Raw genomic sequence first — 19,967 nt, forward strand, 5'->3', positions numbered from 1 at the left:
CACCCGACCCTACTCCACCCCCGCGAGGGCCAGCCACCCCACGCCTTGGGCTCGGCAACAATTTCTCCGAAACCGAGAGAATGACGGCATGGATCCGATCAGCCGCCGCTCCTTCTCCCCCCTGCCCGCGCCCGTGCCCACCGCCGCTCCTCGGCCCGCCCCCCAGGCGGCGGTGAACGGCACGTCCAACGCGAACGCCGCCCAGACGCTCGGACACGTGCACAAGAGCGGCTTCGACGCGGCGCCCCGGCCCGTGAAGGCGGCGCAAGGCACGTGGCGCGCCCCGGCGGACTCGGAGCTCGGACGCACCATCAACGGCATGCTCGAGCGCCTCAAGCAGTGCCCCATCACCCTCAAGGGGGACACCCCCGAGAGCCTCTTCCGCCGCGCCATCCTCGACAACAAGCACGTGACGAACGAGCAGCTCCTGGCCATGTCGAAGGTGCCCTTCGAGAAGCTCGACTCGGGCCCGGAGACGCGCGCCAAGGTGCTGGAGAAGATTCCCAACGCGCGCGAGCTGCCCGTGCACCAGTTCACCGTGGCCATGCTGTCGGCGGTGACGGGGATCGACGCCCAGAAGCTGTCCGAGGCGTGCCCGGACCTGGGCATGACGGGCGCCCCCAACACCCCGCTGCTCTACGCGGCCAAGGGCGAGCGCATGCAGCGCTCCACCGCCCTGCACGACTTCACGGACTACCTGCGCGGTGCCGGAATCCAGGGACTCAACAAGGCCGTCTGGGGAGTGGAGAACCGGGTGCTCTCGGCCATCGTCAGCGCAGTGGGCGGCGGCCGCTATTAGTGGTTAGTCTCGTCGGCCCATGGCGGAACCCAACGCTCGGCTCATCCAAACGCTCATCGAGGCGCGCAAGCGCCATTGCTTCCCTCCGGACGTACGTGCCTCCGCGCCCGAGTTCATCGAGAAGGTGCTGGCGCTGCTCTTCCCCCACTTCTCCCACCGTCCCGACTACAGCGCCGTGGGCGTGCGCTCCGAGGTCGCGGCGGTCGAGGCGGTGCTCACGCGAGTGCTGGACACGCTCGTGCCCCGCTACCCCGTGCCCACCAACGACATCCCCCAGCGCTTCATGGACGCGCTGCCGGAAATCTACGAGTGGCTGCGCCAGGACGCCGAGGCCATCTTCGAGGCGGACCCGGCTGCGCGCAGCGTGGACGAGGTCATCCTCACCTACCCGGGCTTCTACGCCATCGCCATCTACCGCCTGGCGCATGCGCTCCACGGACTCGGCTACCCCCTGCTGCCCCGGCTGCTCACCGAGCTGGCCCACCAGCGCACCGGCGTCGACATCCACCCCGGCGCCACCATCGGCCGCCGCTTCGTCATCGACCACGGCACCGGCGTCGTCATCGGCGAGACGACCGTCATCGGACAGCGGGTGAACATCTACCAGGGTGTCACCCTGGGCGCGCTCCAGGTGCAGAAGACCCTGGCGGACAAGAAGCGCCACCCCACCATCGAGGACGACGTCGTCATCTACGCCAACGCCACCATCCTCGGCGGCGACACCGTGGTGGGCCGCGGCAGCGTCATCGCCGGCAACGCCTTCATCACCCAGAGCATCCCCCCTGAGTCCATGGTGACCCGCCGCAGTGAAGTCCGCGCCCGCCAGGGGAAGACGGAATTCGACGAGCTGGAATATCACATCTGATATGGCGGATATTCGTCTAGGCTAACGGAATCATTCCTGGAGGAGCCGAACCCATGAAGGCCCAGAACATCCTCGAGACGATTGGCAACACGCCGCACGTGCGCATCAACCGGCTGTTTCCCTCGCGGGTCCAAGTGTACATGAAGCTGGAGCGGGCCAACCCGGGCGGCAGCATCAAGGATCGCATCGCGCTGGCGATGATCGAGGACGCCGAGAAGAAGGGCCTGCTCAAGCCGGACAGCGTCATCATCGAGCCCACGTCGGGCAACACGGGAATCGGGCTCGCCATGGTGGCGGCGGTGAAGGGCTACAAGCTCATCCTGGTGATGCCCGAGTCGATGAGCATCGAGCGGAGGCGGTTGATGGCGGCGTACGGAGCCACCTTCGAGCTGACGCCGCGGGCGCAGGGCATGAAGGGCGCCATCGCCAAGGCGCAGGAGCTGGTGGCGGCCAACCCCAAGGCGTGGATGCCGCAGCAGTTCGAGAACGAGTCGAACATCGAGGTGCACAAGCGCACCACGGCCCTGGAGATCCTCAAGGACTTCCCCGAGGGGCTGGACTACCTGGTGACGGGCGTGGGCACGGGCGGGCACATCACGGCGTGCGCCGAGGAGCTCAAGAAGCACTGGCCGAAGCTGCAGGTGTTCGCGGTGGAGCCGACCAAGTCGCCCGTCATCAGCGGCGGCCAGCCCTCGCCCCACCCCATCCAGGGCATTGGCGCGGGCTTCATCCCGAAGAACCTCCACAAGGAGGCGCTCAACGGCGTCATCCAGGTGGCGGAGGAAGCGGCGTTCGAGTTCACCAAGCGCTCGGCGCGTGAGGAGGGCATCTTCGTGGGCATCTCCTCGGGCGCGGCGCTGGCGGCGGTGAACCAGAAGATCCCGGAGATTCCGGACGGCAGCCGGGTGCTGTGCTTCTGCTACGACACGGGCGAGCGCTACCTCTCCATCGACAACCTCTTCCCGGCGCAGTAGCACCGCCACGGACAGAGTCGCGGTACCGAGCCCCGGGCGCCCTCAGGCGTGCCGGGGTTCTTCTTTTGTAACTCGCATTTCCATGTGATTCCGGAGCGACGGTTTTTGACTGTGTCGCTTCCGGAGGTGTGCCGTGTCCACCCGTCTTCCTGGCACTCGCCCTACGAGTGCGCGGCGGAGCCCCTTCCTTGGCGCCGGGGCCCTCCTCGTCCTCTCCCAGTTGTCGTGTGCCACGGGCACCCCACGGAACAGCTTCGTGGCCCATCACTCCAGCTCGCTGACGCCCCCTCCAGCACCCAAGGAGAATGTGGCCGCTACAGCGGAGCCAGGACTCGAGTCCGCCACCGTGTACGCCGTGGACTTCCTGGAGCCCGGCAATGTCGCCACCCGGCCAGTGCCCCTTCCCAGGGCCGAGTTCCAACAAGCCTTCCTGCGTCTTACCCGCGACGTGAGGCTGGGAGCGAAGACTCCACGAGCGGCCGCCCGGGAGTTGCTCCACCTCCTGCCGCCACCCGAGGGCGTAGAGACGGTGGACAGCCAGGGAGACTGGCTGCTGGAGGTGTATCGCGACCAGGGCTACACCCTGGTGCCCGAGCGCCAGGAGGGCCCGGTGGTCCTCACCCCCGCGGCGGATGAAGCCCTGAGGGCCAGGTACCTCCAGTGGTGTGTGCCCCGAGGAGGCGGTGACTGCCTGGGCCTGCTGGACGATGGGCCCTACCTGCGTACGGATGACCGGCGGGCCTTCGCCCTGGCGCTGGCCTTCGGCCACGTGCTCGACGAGACGCGCGGGGCCCTGGCGCGTGAGCTGCTGGACGTGCGGATGCTCGTCTCCACGGTCGTCTGGACGGTGGCGCTCTACTGCATGATGTGGGTGGTGCCCGAGCCAACGACCAAGGCCCTGGCCGCCGGCATGACCCTCCTGCTGATGGGCTACGTAGGCCTCGAGACGCTGTACGGCCTCATGAACGGGTGGGCCCGCATGGCCGACACGGCGCACCACGCCACCACCTTCGAGGAGCTGCGCGCGGCGGGAGAGGAGTTCGGCAAGGTGCTGGGAGAGGATGCGGCCCGGGCCATGATTCTCGCCGTGGCCACTCTCGGCGGGCACACGCTGGGGCAGGTGCTGCCACGGGTGAAGTCGCTTCCGCGCTTCAAGCTCGCCGGGAAGCAATTCGAGGCACAGGGCGGCGCCGGCGTCATGGGGCGCCTGGAGGTGACGGAGGCGGCGCTTGCCACAGAGGGCGCCCTGGCCAAGGCGGTGGCGGCGGCGGACACGGTGGCCACGTCTCCCCAGGGCCCCCTGGCCGTGGTGATGCTCAAGACGGGGCAGGGCCGTGGGGCGGGACAAGCCCCTGGGGGCCGCTATGCCGAAACCGTCATTCGTCATCGGGGCGGCAACCGACAGGTGGAGTTGAGCGACGGCCAGCGCTGGCACGTGCCCCGGGGCAAGTCAGCCGCGGACATTCCCGCCGAGGACAAGGTGGGCGACATGCTCCAGGAGGCCGTTACCAAGGCCGCGAACGAGTGGGGACCCAACAGGCTCTCGCGAGCCGAGCGAGACGCCATCGACAAAGCCCTGAAGAAGGGCGAGTACTGGCTGGCACGACTGCTGGAGCGCGAAGCCCGGGGACGCTACGTTCATGAAGAGCTAAAACGACAATTCCAACATCTCTATCGCTTCAACCAGCAAGGGGTCGATGTGGTTGACCTCTCACCGGGCGGATACAAGTACGAGATTCTCTCCGGCACACACACGAACCTGGCGCGGCACGGCCGGCGTATGGCGGGCGAATTCTTCCGGATGCTCACCTTCTAATAGGGACGATCATGGACTGGCTCGGTAACGTCGTCTTCAAGGATCGGGAAATCGAAAACGAGCGGCTGGAGCTGACGGACAAGAATGCGAACTACATTCTCGGCCCCAACCTGACGCTAAAAAACTGCACCCTTGTGCTGAAGGCGGCCTCCAGGCGTCTGTCCATCGACAGGGCCCAGTTCGTCGATTGCGCCTTCGAGGTGAAGCAGGAGTTGAAGAACTATCAGGACTGGATAGGGGCATCCCTCAAGGGATGCCGTTTCAAGGGGCGTCTGACGGGGTGCGATTTCGGCCACTGGCCCGAATACAGCAGCCTGCCATGGTGTCAACTTGGGTCCATCGAGGACTGTGACTTCACCGAGGCCCGCCTGGATGGCTGCCGCATCATGGGCTGTGACCCTGCCACCCTCCGCTTTCCCAAGTGGCCCTGCTTCACCATCTTGGACCCCATTGGGCGAGCCCGCGAACTCAACAGCGTCGAGTGGCCGGGAGGTTTTCGCCCCATCATCGTGGAGGGCCAGTACAGGGATCCTCCCCGCACAATGGCCGTAACGTTCTACGCCCCATCCCTCGCCAGGCGCCGCGAAACCACCGAGGAGGCGTTCAGGGCCGTCATTGAGCAGTTCGACTGCATCGTCTACTAACTTCGGCGCCGCATCCCCTCCGAGTCGTCTGACACCTTGTCCAGAGAGCAGAGACGTGGCCACCGAGTGTTTGAGGATCGGACGCATAGGTTCACCTCGCGCTCATGGCCGTCCAGGACTATGGACCCGTCCAGCACCGAACCTGATAAGACACCATCCCTCACTTGACTTGTATGGTCAAATCCGCTTGGCTGCGCGATGACCTCAAAGGGGGGCACACGTGGCGGACGAGACGCACGGCAAGGAGAATAGATCGGGGCGGTTCGAACTTGGCCGTAGCTATGAAGAGGTGGGACCCGACCTCGGCCGTCTCCACGAAGCGTGGCACGTGGAGACAGGCAGGCCCGCCCTGCTGCTGTGTCCCACGGATCGTGTGGAATGGCGGCCCTCTGGGCTCTGGGAGGTGCTGGTCGTCTGTGAGCCCTCTCCCAGTGCGCCCTCCCCCGCTTCCATTACCGTCCTGGTGAATGGAGCGCCCATGGCAGTGCCCATGACGGAACTGGCGAACGTGTTCGTGCTCACTTCCGCCGCGTTCACCCGCGTGGAGAACAATGCTGGGATCAGCGCCCATCTGGCGCCGGGGCTGAACGGGCTGCAGTCGCAGCCCCAGGGGCCCGCCCTTCCGATCTCACGACACGCGCGAGGGCACGTCATCGCAGGACTCGCCCTGGCACTGAGTGGATGTCTGCTGACACGCCCCCATGCGCCCCCTGATCCGAGCGGTTCATTCGAGGAGCAGATCCAGCAAGAGGCGCAATCGCTGGTGTACTTAAACTTGGACGCACAGGCAGTGCTCGGCTATCCATTGCCCGAGAAGCCCTTTCGCAATCAGGCAGTGCCGCCCTGTCCGCGCAAGAAGAGCATCGTGGAAATTAACGGCGGGTGCTGGGCCGAACTCGCGCACAAGCCTCCTTGCGAGGAGGATCAGGCTGAGTACCAGGGTAAGTGCTACCTGCCCGGCGCGAAGCAACAACCGATGCCACGAGCCATAGAGCCCTAACGCGCTACGCAGATGGGGTTGCGCAGAGCGACTCGCACATGGCCACGGAAGGTGATCGGGTCGAGGGCCGGCGCGGTGGTGTGCAGGCTGCTCTTGGCCGTCTCCGCCGTTTCCGGCTTCGTGCCCGTTTAGAGCTCACCATCACTCCGTCTCCGGCCCCCGCCACTTCGAACCGGACGGGCGGGTTTCCCGCATCCGGCTCACCGCGGAGGCGTCCTCCGCCGGGGTTATGCTTCCGTCCTTCTGGCCGCCGACTTTCGGAGCCATTCGCCCCTACTCCACCGCTGCCAGCCGGGGGCGGATTTCGCCCAGCGGTCCATCTTCATTCGAGGCTCCTGCGGATTTCCGGTGGGTCTTGTCATCCCACTCCCGCCTCACCTCTCGTTCCGAATGCCTCCGGCAGGGCCCCTTGGCTCCACGGGCATTACCCCGCTTCCTCGCTACTACGGACCCATCTGCCAGGCTCTCGCCTTCACCGCACTTCGCCTCCTCGGCTCGCGCGGCTACCTTGCTTCCGCGGGCTTTCTCCGCGGGGCGAGGAGCCCTTCCCTGTTTCCATCCATGGCCTTGTTCACGTGCCGCCGCCCTCTACCCCGCCGGGTGGACCCCCCAAGGTCGTCTTCGGGGAGTTCCTGCTGCCTTCGCCGTCTTTGAGCCAGCTCGGCACCCGGAGTTGACGAGTCACGAGGCCTCTTCCGGGCGTTCACTCTTCGTTGCGGCCCGCGCACTCGCTCACCCCGCTTTCCGGGGCTTTGTCGGTGGGCTTCACCGCAGGGCTCTCCCCTCTCGGTGCCACCCAAGCTATGCGGTTCGACCTTCTCCCGCTTCGGGACTTTCACCCTATGGGTCCATGGACAGCCTCCAGGCATCACTCAAAAAACTCGTTTCGGCACCGCATCCCCCATGAGTCGTCTGACACCTTGTCCAGCAGGCATCCTGCCACCCGACGCCAACCCGATGGCTTGACGGGCCCACCTGCATTTCCATGTAATTCCGGAGCGACGGTTTTTGGCTGTGTCGCTTCCGGAGGTGCGCCTTGTCCACCCATCGTCTTCCTGGCGCTCGCCTTACGAGTGCGCGGCGGAGCCCCTTCCTTGGCGCCGGGGCCCTCCTCGTCCTCTCCCAATTGTCGTGCGCCACAGGCACCCCACGGAACAGCTTCGTGGCCCATCACTCCAACTCGCTGACGCCCCCTCCAGCACCCAAGGAGAAGGTGGCCACTACGGCGGAGCCCGGCCTCGAGTCCGCCACCATGTACGTCGTGGACTTCCTGGAGCCCGGCAACGTCGCCACCCGGCCAGTGCCCCTCCCCAGGGCCGAGTTCCAACAAGCCTTCCTGCGTCTCTCCCGCGACGTGAAGCTGGGAGCGAAGACTCCACGAGCGGCCGCCCGGGAGTTGCTCCACCTCCTGCCGCCACCCGAGGGCATTGAGACGGTGGACAGCCAGGGAGACTGGCTGCTGGAGGTGTATCGCGACCAGGGCTACACCCTGGTGCCTGAGCGCCAGGAGGGCCCGGTGGTGCTCACCCCCGCGGCGGATGAAGCCTTGAGGGCCAGGTACCTCCAGTGGTGTGTGCCCCGGGGAGGAGGCGATTGCCTGGGCCTGCTGGACGACGGGCCCTACCTGCGCACGGATGACCGGCGGGCCTTCGCCCTGGCGCTGGCCTTCGGCCACGTGCTCGACGAGACGCGCGGGGCCCTGGCGCGTGAGCTGCTGGACGTGCGGATGCTCGTCTCCACGGTCGTCTGGACGGTGGCGCTCTACTGCATGATGTGGGTGGTGCCCGAGCCAACGACCAAGGCCCTGGCCGCCGGCATGACCCTCCTGCTGATGGGCTACCTGGGCCTCGAGACAGTCTACGGGCTCATGGATGGATGGGCCCGCATGGCGGACACGGCGCACCACGCCACCACCTTCGAGGAGTTGCGCGCGGCGGGAGAGGACTTCGGCAAGGTGCTGGGAGAGGATGCGGCCCGGGCCATGATTCTCGCCGTGGCCACTCTCGGCGGGCACTCGCTGGGGCAGGTGCTGCCACGGGTGAAGTCGCTTCCGCGCTTCAAGCTCGCCGGGAAGCAATTCGAGGCACAGGGCGGCGCCGGCGTCATGGGGCGCCTGGAGGTGACGGAGGCGGCGCTTGCCACAGAGGGCGCCCTGGCCAAGGCGGTGGCGGCGGCGGACACGGTGGCCACGTCTCCCCAGGGCCCCCTGGCCGTGGTGATGCTCAAGAAGGGGACGGGCAGTGGGCCGGGACAAGCCCCTGGGGGCCGCTTTGCGGAAACTGTCATCCGTCACCGGGGCGGCAACCGGCAGGTAGAGCTCAGCGATGGGCAGCGCTGGCACGTGCCCCGGGGCAAGTCAGCCGCGGACATTCCCGCCGAGGATAAGGTGGGCGACATGCTCCAGGAGGCCGTCACCAAGGCCGCGAACGAGTGGGGGCCTCACCGCCTTAGCCAACAGGAGAGAGCTGCCATCAGAGACGCAGAAAGGCAAGGCGAATACTGGCTGGCGCGCTTGTTGGAGCGCGAGGCTCGAGGGCGTTTCGTGCAAAAACGGGTGAGCGACCAGTTCAAGCACCTCTACGACTTCAGCCTGAACAAAGGTGTCGATGTGGAAGTCCCTGGTGGCTTCAAGTACGAAATACTCTCAGGTACGGAGTCGAATCTGGCGCGGCATGGCCGACGCATGGCGGGTGAGTTCTTCCGAATGCTCACCTTCTGAGAGGGCAGCGGATGCTCTACAACAAGGTCTTCTTCGAGGATCGGGAAATCGAAAACGAGCGCCTGGAGCTGACTGACAAGGGCTCGCTCTACTTCCTTGGCTCCAACTTGACGCTGCGCAACTGCACCCTCGTGTTGAAAGTGCCCACCCGGAATCTATCCATTGACGGAGCGCGCTTCATCGATTGCACCTTCGAGGTGAAGCAAGAGTTGAAGAACCACCAGGATTGGATAAGAGCCTCACTCAAGGGTTGCCGGTTCAGGGGACGGTTGCATGGGTGCGACTTCGGACACTGGCCCGAATACGGGAGCGACTCGGAATATCAGCAGGGAGCTATCGAGGACTGCGACTTCACCGAAGCCCAACTGGATGGTTGTCGCATCATGGGTTCGGATCCTGCCACCCTTCGCTTTCCCAAGTGGCCCTGCTTCACCATTCTGGACCCCATCGGGCGAGCCCGCGAACTCACCAGCGTCCAGTGGCCGGGACGCTTTGGCTCTGTTGTCATCGAGGATTTGTACGACCAACCGCCTTCTACCAAGGCCCTGACACTCCTCGCCCCAGCCGAGGCGAAGCGGTACGACGCCACCCCGGAAGAATTCCGGGCCATCATCGAGAAGTTCGACTGCATCGTCTACTGACCCGAGCCAGGGCCCCATCTGCCGCACATGGCGGGTGGGTTCTTCCGGATGCAAGGTCTGGAAGCTCGCGAAGTAGCCCGGCGCTGAGCCCCTCCTATTCAATCCCTGTCTCCCGGACGCCTTGGACAGGGAACTCGATGCACAGACGGGCGCCGCCCTCCGGGCGGTTGCTGGCGGTGAGCTGGCCGCCGAACTGGGCCACCAGCTCTCTCGACAGGCTCAAGCCCAGTCCCGTGCCCTTGTCGGGCCCCTTGGTCGTGAAGAAGGGCTCGAAGAGCCGGGGCAACACCTGGGGGGCGAAGCCAGGTCCATTGTCCTCGATGAGGAGCACCACGCGCCCCTCCCCTCCGAGCCCTCGCACCCAGACCTCGCCGTCACGCCTCCCGTGCTCCTCCAGGGCGTCACCCGCGTTGACCAGCAGGTTGAGCACCACCTGCACCAGCCGTTGCCGCACCACGAAGATCGTCGGCAGTGACTCCGGCACCTCCACCCGCAGCCGCACCACGTGCTTGAGCCGGAGCGACGCCAGCTTCACGGCATCTCCCACGACCTCCGCCAGCGCACACTCCGTGGGCTCCCGCGCATCCATGCGTGCGAAGCCCTTCAGGTCCGCGACGACCTGTCGGATGTGCTTCAACCCCTCCCGCGTCTCCTCGAGCACCTCGGCCAGCTCCTCCGGCGGCGCCTCGCCCGGACGCCGCAGCGCGTCGCGCACGAAGTCGACGTTGGACCCCACATAGGCCAGGGGGTTGTTGATCTCATGGGCCACATTCGACGCCAGCCGCCCGAGCTCCGCCAGCTTCTCCGTCTGGGCCCGGCGGTGCTCACTGACGGCCAGCAACTCCAGGGACTCGCGCCGGGCGCGCTCGAGCCGCACTTCCTGTTCCGAGCCCTGCGTCAGCCCCACCTGTTGGGCGAGGTAGGTGGAGAACAGGGTAATCGCCAGCACGATGCTCATGCGAAAGAGCGCATCGAGGAGGTGGTGCTCCATCATCCACCCGAGCGCGAAGGTACCCAGGGAGCCCACCGCTCCGCCCAGCAGGCCCGCCCGCGCGCTCCGCCGGTACAACAAGCAGTTGGCCAGCGGCAGCACCGGCACCAGGACGAAGTAGGGGCTCCGGGTCCCCCCCGTCAGTCCGACGAGCCCCACCACGGAGCACGCGATGACCACGATGTGCAGGTCCTCGATCCACCGCGCCCAGGGGTCGGGAAGAACCTCGGAATCGAAAGCCGAGTAGGCCAGCAGCGACAGCGCCCACACCAGACGCATTCCCAGCGTCCAGGGGCTGAAACCGCCCAGCATCAGCATGTCCAGACCGTAGAAGCCCACGATGATGACGGTCAGCACCCTGGCGGTCCGCTTGCTCCACATGCCCTTCGTCGCGGTCACCCCACTCCTCCCAACGACGGGAATGTTAGCACTGCGAGAACCGGCGTCATGGGAGGAGCCCCGGAACTCAGACGAGGATGCTCAGGAAGAACAGTCGGCCCATGGGGACCACCAGCGCCGCGGCGAGCACGAGCCACATCCCCGCCACGGCCGGGCGCCAGGCAAGCAGGGCCAGCGGAACGAGCAGGGACTCGGCGCGATAGAGGCTCACTCCCCGTCCCATGACGAGGGGAAACAGCCAGAAGGCCAACCCATACAACGCGAGCCAGCGCTCCCGCTGTCCCATCTCCCGCCACCGGGACAGCGGCCGGGCGACGAGGACGAGGACCATCAGGGCCACCAGCAGGGTCTGGACCCGGGGGCTGGCGTTCTTCCAATGCCTGCTCTCTCCGCGCAGGAGAGGACCCACCACCGCCTCGAGTGCATCGAGGGGATTGCCGAGGCCATGGCCGTACTTCGCCTGGGAGAGGAAGAGCGCGTTCCAGGCCCCGGTCTGCGCCTGGAACACCGCCAGTGCGGCCACGAACCCCAACATGACGCCCAGCGCCATCACCACGCCTCGCCCCCAGCGCGGCCACGGAGACCCCTCGGAGCGGCCCGGCGCGAGGAGCTCCGCCCCCAGCACCACGGGGGCCAGGAGGAAACCCGTGGTGTAGGAGAAGGCGGCCACGCCCCCCGCGAGGCCCGCCAGCACCGGGCGGCGCCGCTCCTGGAAGAAGAGGCAGAGGAGCGAGAAGAAGAGGCACATGGAGATGGGAAACACGGCGTGCTGGTACACCTGTCCCGGAAACAGCGCCGCGAGGCCCAGCACCGGGAGGGTTTTCGCCCGCTGCCCGAGAAACCCCGTCCAGAGCAGCACGAGCAGACCCAGCGAGAACAGCGCGGAGAGCAGGACACCCGCCTGGGCGGGTGCCAGGCCCGTGTGCGAGAGCAGGCCGATCAGGCGTGGATAGCCGGGCATCCAGCCGGCGTTTCCGCACCAGTTGCTCGGCCCACCGTAGTCGGGGCCGCAGGGGTGGAGGATGAAGCCGTTGGCGGCGATCGACAGGTAATGCCCGGAGTCCCAGCGCACCCAGGCGTCCGCGAGCCAGGGCACCTGCCCGGCCTTGAACGCGGCGATGAAGAGCAGTCCGCGCGCGAGCACGAAGGCTCCGAGCGGAGGCAGCAACGCGCGTCCCCACCGGACGAGGAACGCGGGACGCCCTGGCGGGGGGCTCTGGGTTTCCGTGGCCATGCGGGAGGCCCTCCTAGCACGCTCGCGCGGCGCCCACGCCCCTCACTGCCTGACATTCTTGTCATCTTCGCGTCATCTCCCTGCCCGCTCCGCCCTCTAGAAGTCGCGGGCAACATGGCTCCGCACGAACAACGCTCCCGTGGCCCATGGGCCCGGAAGCCAGGTCTCCTCGCTGTCATCACGCTCGCCGTGGCTTCTGCCTGGTGGTGGCTCGGCCGCACCTCGAAGCCACCCGCCGCCACGACGCCGCCAGCGGTCCCCGTGGTCGTCGAGCAGGCCTCCCTCCGCGACGTGCCCTATCTGCTGCGCGGCATCGGCACCGTCCAGTCCCTTCACAGTGTCGTGATCCGCACCCAGGTGGAGGGCATCCTCACCGAGGTGGCCTTCAAGGAAGGCCAGCAGGTCAACCGGGGCGATCTGCTCGCCCGCATCGACGACCGCGCGATCGCCGCCGAGGTCGCCCAGGCGCGTGCCGAGAAGGCTCGCAACGAGGCGCAGCTCCACGCCGCGCGGCTCGACCTCGAGCGGTACGGCAACCTCGTGCGCGACGAGGCCATCGCCCGCCAGACGGTGGATCAACAACGGGCCCAGGTCGAGCAGCTCGAGGCCACCCTCCGCGCTAACGAGGCGCTCATCGCCGCGGCCCAGGTACGCCTGTCCTACACACGCATCACCTCGCCGGTCACCGGGAGGGTGGGTCTGCGCCGCGTCGATGCCGGCAACGTCGTCCGCCCGTCCGACGCGCAGGGGCTCGTCAGCGTCACCCAGCTCGATCCCATCGCGGTGCTCTTCTCCCTCCCCCAGGACGAACTGCCACGGCTCCAGGCCCTCCTGCGCGACCCGGCCGGCGCGGCCGTCACCGCGTTCGATCGCGCGGGAGGAATGACGTTGGCCGAGGGGCACTTGTCGATGATCGACAACCAGATCGACTCCTCCACGGGCACCATCTCCCTCAAGGCGGAGTTTCCCAACGCCGAGGGCAAGCTCTGGCCGGGCCAGTTCGTCGCCGTCGAGCTCAGGACGGGCGAGAGCCAGGATGCGACCGTCGTCTCGGCCCGCGCCATCCAGCGGGGGCGCCAGGGCCCGTTCGTGTTCCGTGTCGAGGAGGGCAAGGCCACCGTCGTTCCCGTCACCCTGGGCTACGCGGACGATGACATCGCCGTGGTGGCGTCGGGGGTGGCGGCCGGAGACACGGTGGTGAGCGATGGCCACTCCCGCCTCAAGGCGGGAAGCGCGGTGAAGACCACCACGACCACGGGCCTCGCCTCGAAGGGAGCGGCCCGATGAGCGAGCCCAAGCGCGGCATCTCCAGTTGGTTCGTGACCCATCCGGTCGCCACGACCCTGCTCACCCTGGGCGTCATCCTCCTGGGCTCCTTCGCCTACCCACGCCTTCCGATCGCCCCCCTCCCCGAGGCGGAGTTCCCGACGATCCAGATCAGCGCGGCCCTGCCTGGAGCGAGCGCGGAGACCATGGCCTCCGCCGTGGCGACGCCCCTGGAAGTGCAGCTCAGCGCCGTCCCCGGCATCACGGAGATGACGTCGTCGAGCGCCCTCGGCGTCACCTCCATCACCTTGCAGTTCGACCTGGAGAAGGACATCGACACCGCGGCCCAGGAGGTCCAGGCCGCCATCAACGCCGCCTCCGGCCGGCTCCCCTCGGAGATGCCGAGCCTGCCGACGTGGCGCAAGGTCAACCCGAACGACAGCCCCATCTTCATCATCCGCGTCCAGTCGGACCTGATGCCGCTCACCGAGCTCAGCGATGTCACGGAGACGCAGCTCGCGCGGCAGCTCAGCCAGCTCTCCGGCGTGGCGGAGATCAGCATCACCGGCCAGCAACGCCCCGCCCTGCGCATCCAGGCCTCGCCCGAGCGCCTGGCGTCCCAGGGCCTGACGCTCGCCGACATCCGCGCGGCGGTGCGCGGGGCGAGCGTCAACCAGGCGAAGGGGGCACTCTTCGGCGGCACCCGGGTCTCGACGCTCTCGACCAACGATCAGCTCTTCCGCCCCGAGGATTATGACGATCTCATCGTCGCCTACCGGGGTGGCGCCCCCATCCGCCTGCGCGATGTCGCGCGTGTGAGCCTTGGCGCGGAGAACGACTACGTCCAGGCGTGGCAGAACGGCAAGCCAGGGCTCAACCTGCTCGTCCGCCGCCAGCCGGGCGCCAACCTCATCGAGACCGCCGACCGGATCCTGGAGGCCCTTCCCCGGCTCCGGGAGCAGCTCCCCGCGAGCATCGAGGTCGACATCCTCATTGACCGCACGCGGACGATCCGCTCCTCGCTGCACGAGGTCCAGCTCACCCTCGTCATCACGATCGCCCTCGTGGTGCTGATCATGGGGCTCTTCCTGCGGCAGGTGTCGGCCACGCTCATCGTCGGCGCGGTGCTCATGGTGGCCCTGATCGCGACCTTCGCCATGATGTACGCGCTCGGCTTCAGCTTGAACAACCTCACGCTGGTGGCGCTCATCATCGCCGTCGGCTTCGTCGTGGACGACGCGATCGTCGTGGTGGAGAACATCCACCGGCACCTCGAGGCGGGAAAGAACCGGCTGGAGGCCGCCCTCGCGGGCTCCGGGGAAGTCGGCTTCACGGTCATGTCGATCAGCCTCTCGCTCATCGCGGCGTTCATTCCACTGCTGTTCATGGGCGGAATCGTCGGCCGCCTGTTCCGTGAGTTCGCGATGACGGTGACGGCGGCCATCCTCCTCTCGGTGGTCGCGTCGCTGACGCTCGCGCCGATGCTCGCCTCGCGGTTCATGGAGCCCCTGGCCCATGGCCACGACTCGGGCGGCGGCTTCGCGCGGCGCCTGCTCGATGGCTATGAGCGGACCTTGAAGTGGGCGCTGGAGCATCAGCGGCTCACCCTGCTCGGCTTCGGGCTGGCGCTGGCCTCCGCCGTGGCCTGCTACGTGTACGTCCCCAAGGGGTTCTTCCCGGAGCAGGACACGGCCTTCATCCTGGGGACGACCCAGGCGGCGCAGGACATCCCGTACGAGGAGATGATCGCCAGGCACGCCGCGATCGCCGACATCATCGCGAAGGAGCCCGCGGTGCAGCAGTTCGCGACCGCCGTCGGCGCGACGGGCGGCAGCCAGAGCACGTCCAGCGGACGGTTCTGGATCGCCCTCAAGAATCGCGCGGACCGTGACGTCTCGGTCGGTGGGTTCATCAATCAGCTACGGCCGAAGCTCGCCCAGGTGCCCGGCATCATGCTCTACCTGCGCCCGTCCCAGGACATCAACCTCGGCGGAGGCCCCTCGCGTGCGCAGTACACATACGCGCTGAAGAGCAGCGACGGCCCCCTGCTGTCCGAGTGGGCCGAGACCCTCACGGCGAAGCTCACCCAACTCCCGCAGCTGCGCGACGTGTCGAACGACCAGCTGATCGGCGCCAGCGTCACGCGGCTCACGATCGATCGAGCGGCCGCGGCCCGCTTCGGCATCACGGCCAGTGACATCGACCAGACCCTCTATGACGCCTTCGGACAGCGGCAGATCAACGAGTACCAGACCGAGGTCAATCAGTACCGCGTCATCATCGAGCTCGACAAACGGCAGCGCGGCACCGCCCGGAGCCTCGCCTATCTCCACATCCGCTCTCCGCTGACGGGAGAAGTGGTGCCACTCTCCTCGGTCGCGAAGCTCGAGCCCCTGACGACGGGGCCATTGTCGATCAGCCACAACGGCATGTTCCCGGCCGTGAACATCTCCTTCAACCTGGCACAGGGTGTGGCGCTCGGAGACGCGGTCACCGCCATCGAGCAGGCCGAGGCCGAGATTGGGATGCCCGCCGCGATCACGCGCAACTTCCAGGGCACCGCGCGCGGCTTCCAGGAGTCGCTGAAGAGCCAGCCGTTCCTGATCCTCGCCGCGCTCCTCGCGGTCTACATCATCCTCGGCGTCCTCTACGAAAGCTTCGTGCACCCGCTGACGATCCTGTCGACCCTGCCCTCGGCCGGACTCGGGGCGATCCTCCTGCTCTGGATGATGGGACACGACTTCTCGGTGATGGCGCTGATCGGTGTCGTGCTGCTCATTGGCATCGTGAAGAAGAACGGCATCCTCATGGTCGACTTCGCGCTGGAGACCCAGCGGACACGAGGGCTGTCGCCGCGAGAGGCGGTCCACGAAGCCTGTCTCGTCCGCTTCCGGCCGATCATGATGACGACGCTCGCCGCGCTCCTCGGAGGCATTCCGCTCATGATGGGCTTTGGCACCGGGTCCGAGCTCCGGCAACCCCTTGGAATCGCCATCGTGGGAGGCCTGCTCGTCAGCCAGGTCCTGACGCTCTATTCGACTCCCGTCGTGTATCTGGCGCTCGATCGCCTCTTCCATCGCCAGCGCGGCCCGTCCACCCCGGAGCCGTCCCGTCCAGCGGAAATGGAGACCACGTGATGCGCCGCTCCACGAGACTCCTGGCCCTGCTGCTCACGGTCACCGGCTGCGCGAGTTCGACCGCACCGAGCCTGCGTCCTTCCGAACTCCAGACGGAGTGGGAGCATGCTCCCGCCGCGGCCCGGGGCGCGTCGATCGACTCGGCGTGGTGGCGGTCGTTCGGAGATCCAGTGCTCGATGAGCTGATCTCCCTGGCCGAGCGCCAGAACCTGGACCTGCGCATCGCCGATGCGCGAATCCGCGAGGCACGAGCGCTGCGGCAGGGTGCCCAGGCGGCGCTCTTTCCCCAGCTCACGGGCACCGCCGGGCTCAGCCGCGGACAGACCGTGGTCCTCAACACGGAGCGGACCACCGCCACGCTCGGCGTCGAGGCGAGCTGGGAGGTGGACATCTTCGGACGGCTGCGCAAGGAGGCTCGCGCCGCGGACGCGGTCTGGACGGCGACCCAGGCCGAGCGCGACGGCGTGCGGCTCACGCTGGCCGCCGAGGTCTCACGGGCCTACCTGGAGTACCGCCTCTACCGCACCCAGCACACCATCGCCGAGGCGAACGCCAAGGCGGCTGAAGAGACACTGCGCATCGCCCGGGCGCGATTCGAGCAGGGGCTCTCCAGCCGCCTCGACGTCGAGCGCGCCCTCACCACCCGGGGCGAGACGCGTGCCCTCGTCGCCCAGCTCGCGGAGTCCGCCGACTCCTCCCGCCACCGCATCGTCCTGCTGCTCGCCACCACTCCGGAGGAACTCGGGAAGGTGCTCTCCGAAACCGGAGCCCTCCCGAGCGCGAGCGCACTCGGCGTGCTCCTGACTCCCACGGAGGTCATCGGCCTGCGGCCCGACGTCCGCGCCGCCGAGGCCCAGCTCCTCGCGGCCATCGCCCGGCGAGAGGCGGCGGAGGCCCTCCGGTATCCCCGGATCACCCTCGCCAGCATGCTCGGCCTCCAGGGTGGCGCGGAGACGAGCACCTTCCTCTCGGGAGGCTCCCTGCTCTGGTCGGTGGGGGCGAACCTGCTCGCGCCGCTGCTCGACTTTGGACGCATTCGCGCCACAATCGACGCCGCGGACGCGAGACAGGAGCAGGCCTACTTGAGTTACGAGCTGACCGCGCGCACCGGCCTCCAGGAGGTCCAGACGGCGCTCATCCTCTACACCCAGGGAGAGAGCCGGCGGAACGAGCTCGCCACCGCCACCGAGTCGGCGCGAAAGGCCGCCGGGCTCGCGCGCCGGCAGTACGCGGAGGGGACCCTCTCGTTGCTGGAAGTCCTCGATGCCGAGCGCACCCTGTACAACCTCGAGTTGCAGGTGGCGCGGGCGACCGCCGACGTGTCCCTGCGGCTCGTCGGCCTCTACCAGACCATGGGGCTGATGCCCCCGGGACAGGACACCGCATGAAGCTGCTCATCGTGGAGGACGAGCCGAAGACGGCCGACTATCTGCACCGCGGCCTCAACGAGCAGGGGTATACGGTGGACGTGGCGCGCACCGGACCGGACGGGCACGCACTGGCCCTGCTGCACGACTATGACGCGATCGTCCTCGACGTGATGCTCCCGGAGATGGATGGCTTCGCCGTGCTCCGGGCCATCCGCGCGCGAAAGCAGACGCCGGTGATCATGCTCACCGCGAGGGATCGGGTCGATGATCGGGTCCATGGGCTCCGGGAGGGAGCGGACGACTATCTCGCCAAGCCCTTCTCCTTTCTCGAGCTCGTCGCGCGCCTGCAGGCGGTGACCCGGCGCGGCCGCGTGCAGGAGTCGACACAGCTGCGCATTGGCGATCTCGAGATCGATCTGCTCAGTCGCAAGGCCCACCGCGCCGGAAACCGGCTCGAGCTGACCGCGAAGGAGTTCGCCCTGCTCGCCCTGCTCGCCCGGCGCGAAGGGCAGATCCTGTCGAAGACGGTGATCGCCGAGCAGGTCTGGGACATGAGCTTCGACAGCGACACGAACGTCGTCGAGGTCGCCATCAAGCGCCTGAGGGCGAAGGTGGACGGGCCCTATGAGCGCAAGCTCCTGCACACCATCCGCGGCATGGGGTACGTGCTCGAGGTGCGCGACGCGCGGGAGGCGCCATGAAGGCCTCGATCGCCACACGGCTGGCCGTGATGTTCGCGGTGGCCGCGCTCGGGGTCTTCTCGTTGGTGGGTGTCGCTCTGTACCGGGTGCTCTACCGGGAGCTCGGCCGCCACCAGCTCAGCGAGGTGAACACCCGGCTCGAATACGTGGGCATGATGGTCAACCGCAACGACAACGCCGTGTCGTGGCAGAACCTCCGCACGAAGCTCGACACGCTCACACCCGCCGATGACAGCGTGCGGTACTGGGTGCTCGGGCCCGACCCGCGATTCGTGTACGGCGACGTCCCGGCGGAACTCCGCGAGCGGTTGGGCACCCAGGCACCAAGACCCTTCATGCTCGAGCTGGAGGGCCGCTCGATGCGGGCGGTCTCTCGCTCCATTCCCCCGAAGGGCGAGCGCCCCGCGGTCCAGATCGTCGCGGCGTTGGATTCGGAGAGGTTCTGCAACACGCTGGACACCTTCGCCGGAGCGCTCGTCGCGCTCTGCCTCGCGGGTGTCGCGCTCGTGACGTTCCTCGGCTATCGCATCGCCAAGGTCGGACTCGCGCCGCTGAGCAGCCTGTCCCAGGAGGCCCAGTCCCTGAGTCCGCGAGACCTGTCACAGCGGCTGAGGCTCTCACCACTGCCGCGAGAGCTCTCCGACCTGGCCGCCTCGTTCAACGGTGCGCTCGACCGGCTGGAGCGTGCGTACGCCCAGCTCGAGGGCTTCAACGCCGACGTGGCCCACGAGCTGCGCACGCCACTCACCAACCTCATCGGCCAGACGCAGGTCGCGCTGGCGAAGGAGCGGACCGCGGCGCAGCTCGAGGAGGTCCTGCAGTCGAATCTCGAGGAACTCGATCGCCTGCGGAAGATCGTCAGCGACATGCTCTTCCTCGCCCGGGCGGATCAAGGAGAGACGGCGCTCGACCGGGTACACACCTCGGCCGCGGAGGAGGTCTCGAAGACCGTCGAGTTCCTCGACGTCATCCTCGAGGAGGCGGGCGTCTCCGTCCGGGTGGAGGGCGATGCCCACGCGTCGTTCGAGCGCTCCCTGTTCCTGAGGGCCGCCAGCAACCTGCTCCTCAATGCCGTCGAGCACTCCGAGCGCGGTGCCGAGATCGTCGTGGCCATCGCGCGGCGGGAGTCCGAGATGCGCATCGCCGTCACGAACCCGGGGGCACCGATCCCGGAGCAGCACCTCGGGCGGCTGTTCGATCGTTTCTATCGGGCCGATGGCGCGCGCCGGAACAGCCGGGACAACCACGGCCTCGGGCTGTCGATCGTGAAAGCCGTGGCCAAGATGCACGGCGGAACCGTCTTCGCGACGAGCGCGGAGGGCCGCAACACGTTCGGCTTCACCCTCTCGGACGCTCCACTGGCCGCGACGCCTCGTCTGGCGGGGAGGGAGTCACGCGAGGCGTGAGCGCG

15 protein-coding genes are annotated in these 19,967 nt (G+C 67.6%); 13 read left to right on the forward strand and 2 right to left on the reverse strand.

The annotated features are described in order from the left end of the window. Positions 1 to 88: 88 nt before the first annotated feature. The 8 genes from CYFUS_RS37370 (at position 89) to CYFUS_RS37405 (ending at position 9,458) form a co-directional block, all read left to right on the forward strand. Positions 89 to 799 (forward strand): hypothetical protein, encoded by a 711-nt coding sequence (locus tag CYFUS_RS37370; protein WP_232537021.1) that lies wholly within the window; start codon positions 89 to 91, stop codon positions 797 to 799. Positions 800 to 818: 19 nt separating this feature from the next. Beyond that, positions 819 to 1,664, forward strand: coding sequence for a serine O-acetyltransferase EpsC (gene epsC / locus CYFUS_RS37375; RefSeq protein WP_095989544.1), 846 nt, complete (start codon positions 819 to 821; stop codon positions 1,662 to 1,664). A gap of 53 nt (positions 1,665 to 1,717) precedes the next feature. After that, positions 1,718 to 2,638 carry a cysteine synthase A gene (gene cysK / locus CYFUS_RS37380; protein ID WP_095989545.1) on the forward strand — a complete coding sequence of 307 codons (921 nt, stop codon included), beginning with the start codon at positions 1,718 to 1,720 and terminating at the stop codon, positions 2,636 to 2,638. A 133-nt stretch (positions 2,639 to 2,771) separates the two neighbouring features. Then, complete coding sequence (locus tag CYFUS_RS37385) at positions 2,772 to 4,454, forward strand: hypothetical protein (RefSeq protein WP_095989546.1); 1,683 nt, start codon at positions 2,772 to 2,774, stop codon at positions 4,452 to 4,454. 11 nt (positions 4,455 to 4,465) lie between these two features. After that, positions 4,466 to 5,098 (forward strand): hypothetical protein, encoded by a 633-nt coding sequence (locus tag CYFUS_RS37390; protein ID WP_095989547.1) that lies wholly within the window; start codon positions 4,466 to 4,468, stop codon positions 5,096 to 5,098. Between the two features lie 478 nt (positions 5,099 to 5,576). Further along, a complete protein-coding gene (locus CYFUS_RS37395) occupies positions 5,577 to 6,098 on the forward strand; it encodes a hypothetical protein (protein WP_332468315.1) in 522 nt (173 codons plus the stop codon). A gap of 1,036 nt (positions 6,099 to 7,134) precedes the next feature. Further along, positions 7,135 to 8,817: a hypothetical protein gene (locus tag CYFUS_RS37400; RefSeq protein ID WP_095989548.1), complete on the forward strand. Its 1,683-nt coding sequence runs from the start codon at positions 7,135 to 7,137 to the stop codon at positions 8,815 to 8,817. A gap of 11 nt (positions 8,818 to 8,828) precedes the next feature. Next, on the forward strand, positions 8,829 to 9,458 hold the full coding sequence (locus CYFUS_RS37405; protein ID WP_095989549.1) for a hypothetical protein: 630 nt from the start codon (positions 8,829 to 8,831) through the stop codon (positions 9,456 to 9,458). Positions 9,459 to 9,552: 94 nt separating this feature from the next. Here CYFUS_RS37405 and CYFUS_RS37410 read toward each other — a convergent pair whose 3' ends face one another. Both CYFUS_RS37410 and CYFUS_RS37415 read right to left on the reverse strand, forming a co-directional pair. Next, positions 9,553 to 10,848: a sensor histidine kinase gene (locus CYFUS_RS37410; RefSeq protein ID WP_232537022.1), complete on the reverse strand. Its 1,296-nt coding sequence runs from the start codon at positions 10,846 to 10,848 to the stop codon at positions 9,553 to 9,555. Between the two features lie 67 nt (positions 10,849 to 10,915). Continuing rightward, positions 10,916 to 12,082, reverse strand: a complete 1,167-nt coding sequence (locus CYFUS_RS37415) for a hypothetical protein (RefSeq protein WP_095989550.1) — start codon at positions 12,080 to 12,082, stop codon at positions 10,916 to 10,918. A gap of 189 nt (positions 12,083 to 12,271) precedes the next feature. Here CYFUS_RS37415 and CYFUS_RS37420 point away from each other — a divergent pair, with 189 nt between their 5' ends. Genes CYFUS_RS37420 through CYFUS_RS37440 form a run of 5 tightly spaced genes read left to right on the forward strand, consistent with a single transcriptional unit; the run spans position 12,272 to position 19,962 of the window. Beyond that, a complete protein-coding gene (locus CYFUS_RS37420) occupies positions 12,272 to 13,369 on the forward strand; it encodes an efflux RND transporter periplasmic adaptor subunit (RefSeq protein WP_198316277.1) in 1,098 nt (365 codons plus the stop codon). After that, positions 13,366 to 16,485 carry a multidrug efflux RND transporter permease subunit gene (locus CYFUS_RS37425; protein WP_095989552.1) on the forward strand — a complete coding sequence of 1,040 codons (3,120 nt, stop codon included), beginning with the start codon at positions 13,366 to 13,368 and terminating at the stop codon, positions 16,483 to 16,485. Before CYFUS_RS37420 ends, CYFUS_RS37425 begins: the two co-directional genes overlap by 4 nt. Beyond that, positions 16,485 to 17,873, forward strand: coding sequence for an efflux transporter outer membrane subunit (locus CYFUS_RS37430; protein ID WP_095989553.1), 1,389 nt, complete (start codon positions 16,485 to 16,487; stop codon positions 17,871 to 17,873). Before CYFUS_RS37425 ends, CYFUS_RS37430 begins: the two co-directional genes overlap by 1 nt. Continuing rightward, entirely contained in the window at positions 17,870 to 18,556 is a 687-nt protein-coding gene (locus tag CYFUS_RS37435; RefSeq protein ID WP_095989554.1) for a heavy metal response regulator transcription factor, read from the forward strand. The genes CYFUS_RS37430 and CYFUS_RS37435 overlap by 4 nt, the downstream gene beginning before the upstream one ends. Beyond that, complete coding sequence (locus CYFUS_RS37440) at positions 18,553 to 19,962, forward strand: heavy metal sensor histidine kinase (RefSeq protein WP_095989555.1); 1,410 nt, start codon at positions 18,553 to 18,555, stop codon at positions 19,960 to 19,962. The genes CYFUS_RS37435 and CYFUS_RS37440 overlap by 4 nt, the downstream gene beginning before the upstream one ends. Positions 19,963 to 19,967 lie beyond the last annotated feature (5 nt).

Source organism: Cystobacter fuscus (assembly GCF_002305875.1).
In the GTDB taxonomy this organism is placed as follows: domain Bacteria; phylum Myxococcota; class Myxococcia; order Myxococcales; family Myxococcaceae; genus Cystobacter; species Cystobacter fuscus_A.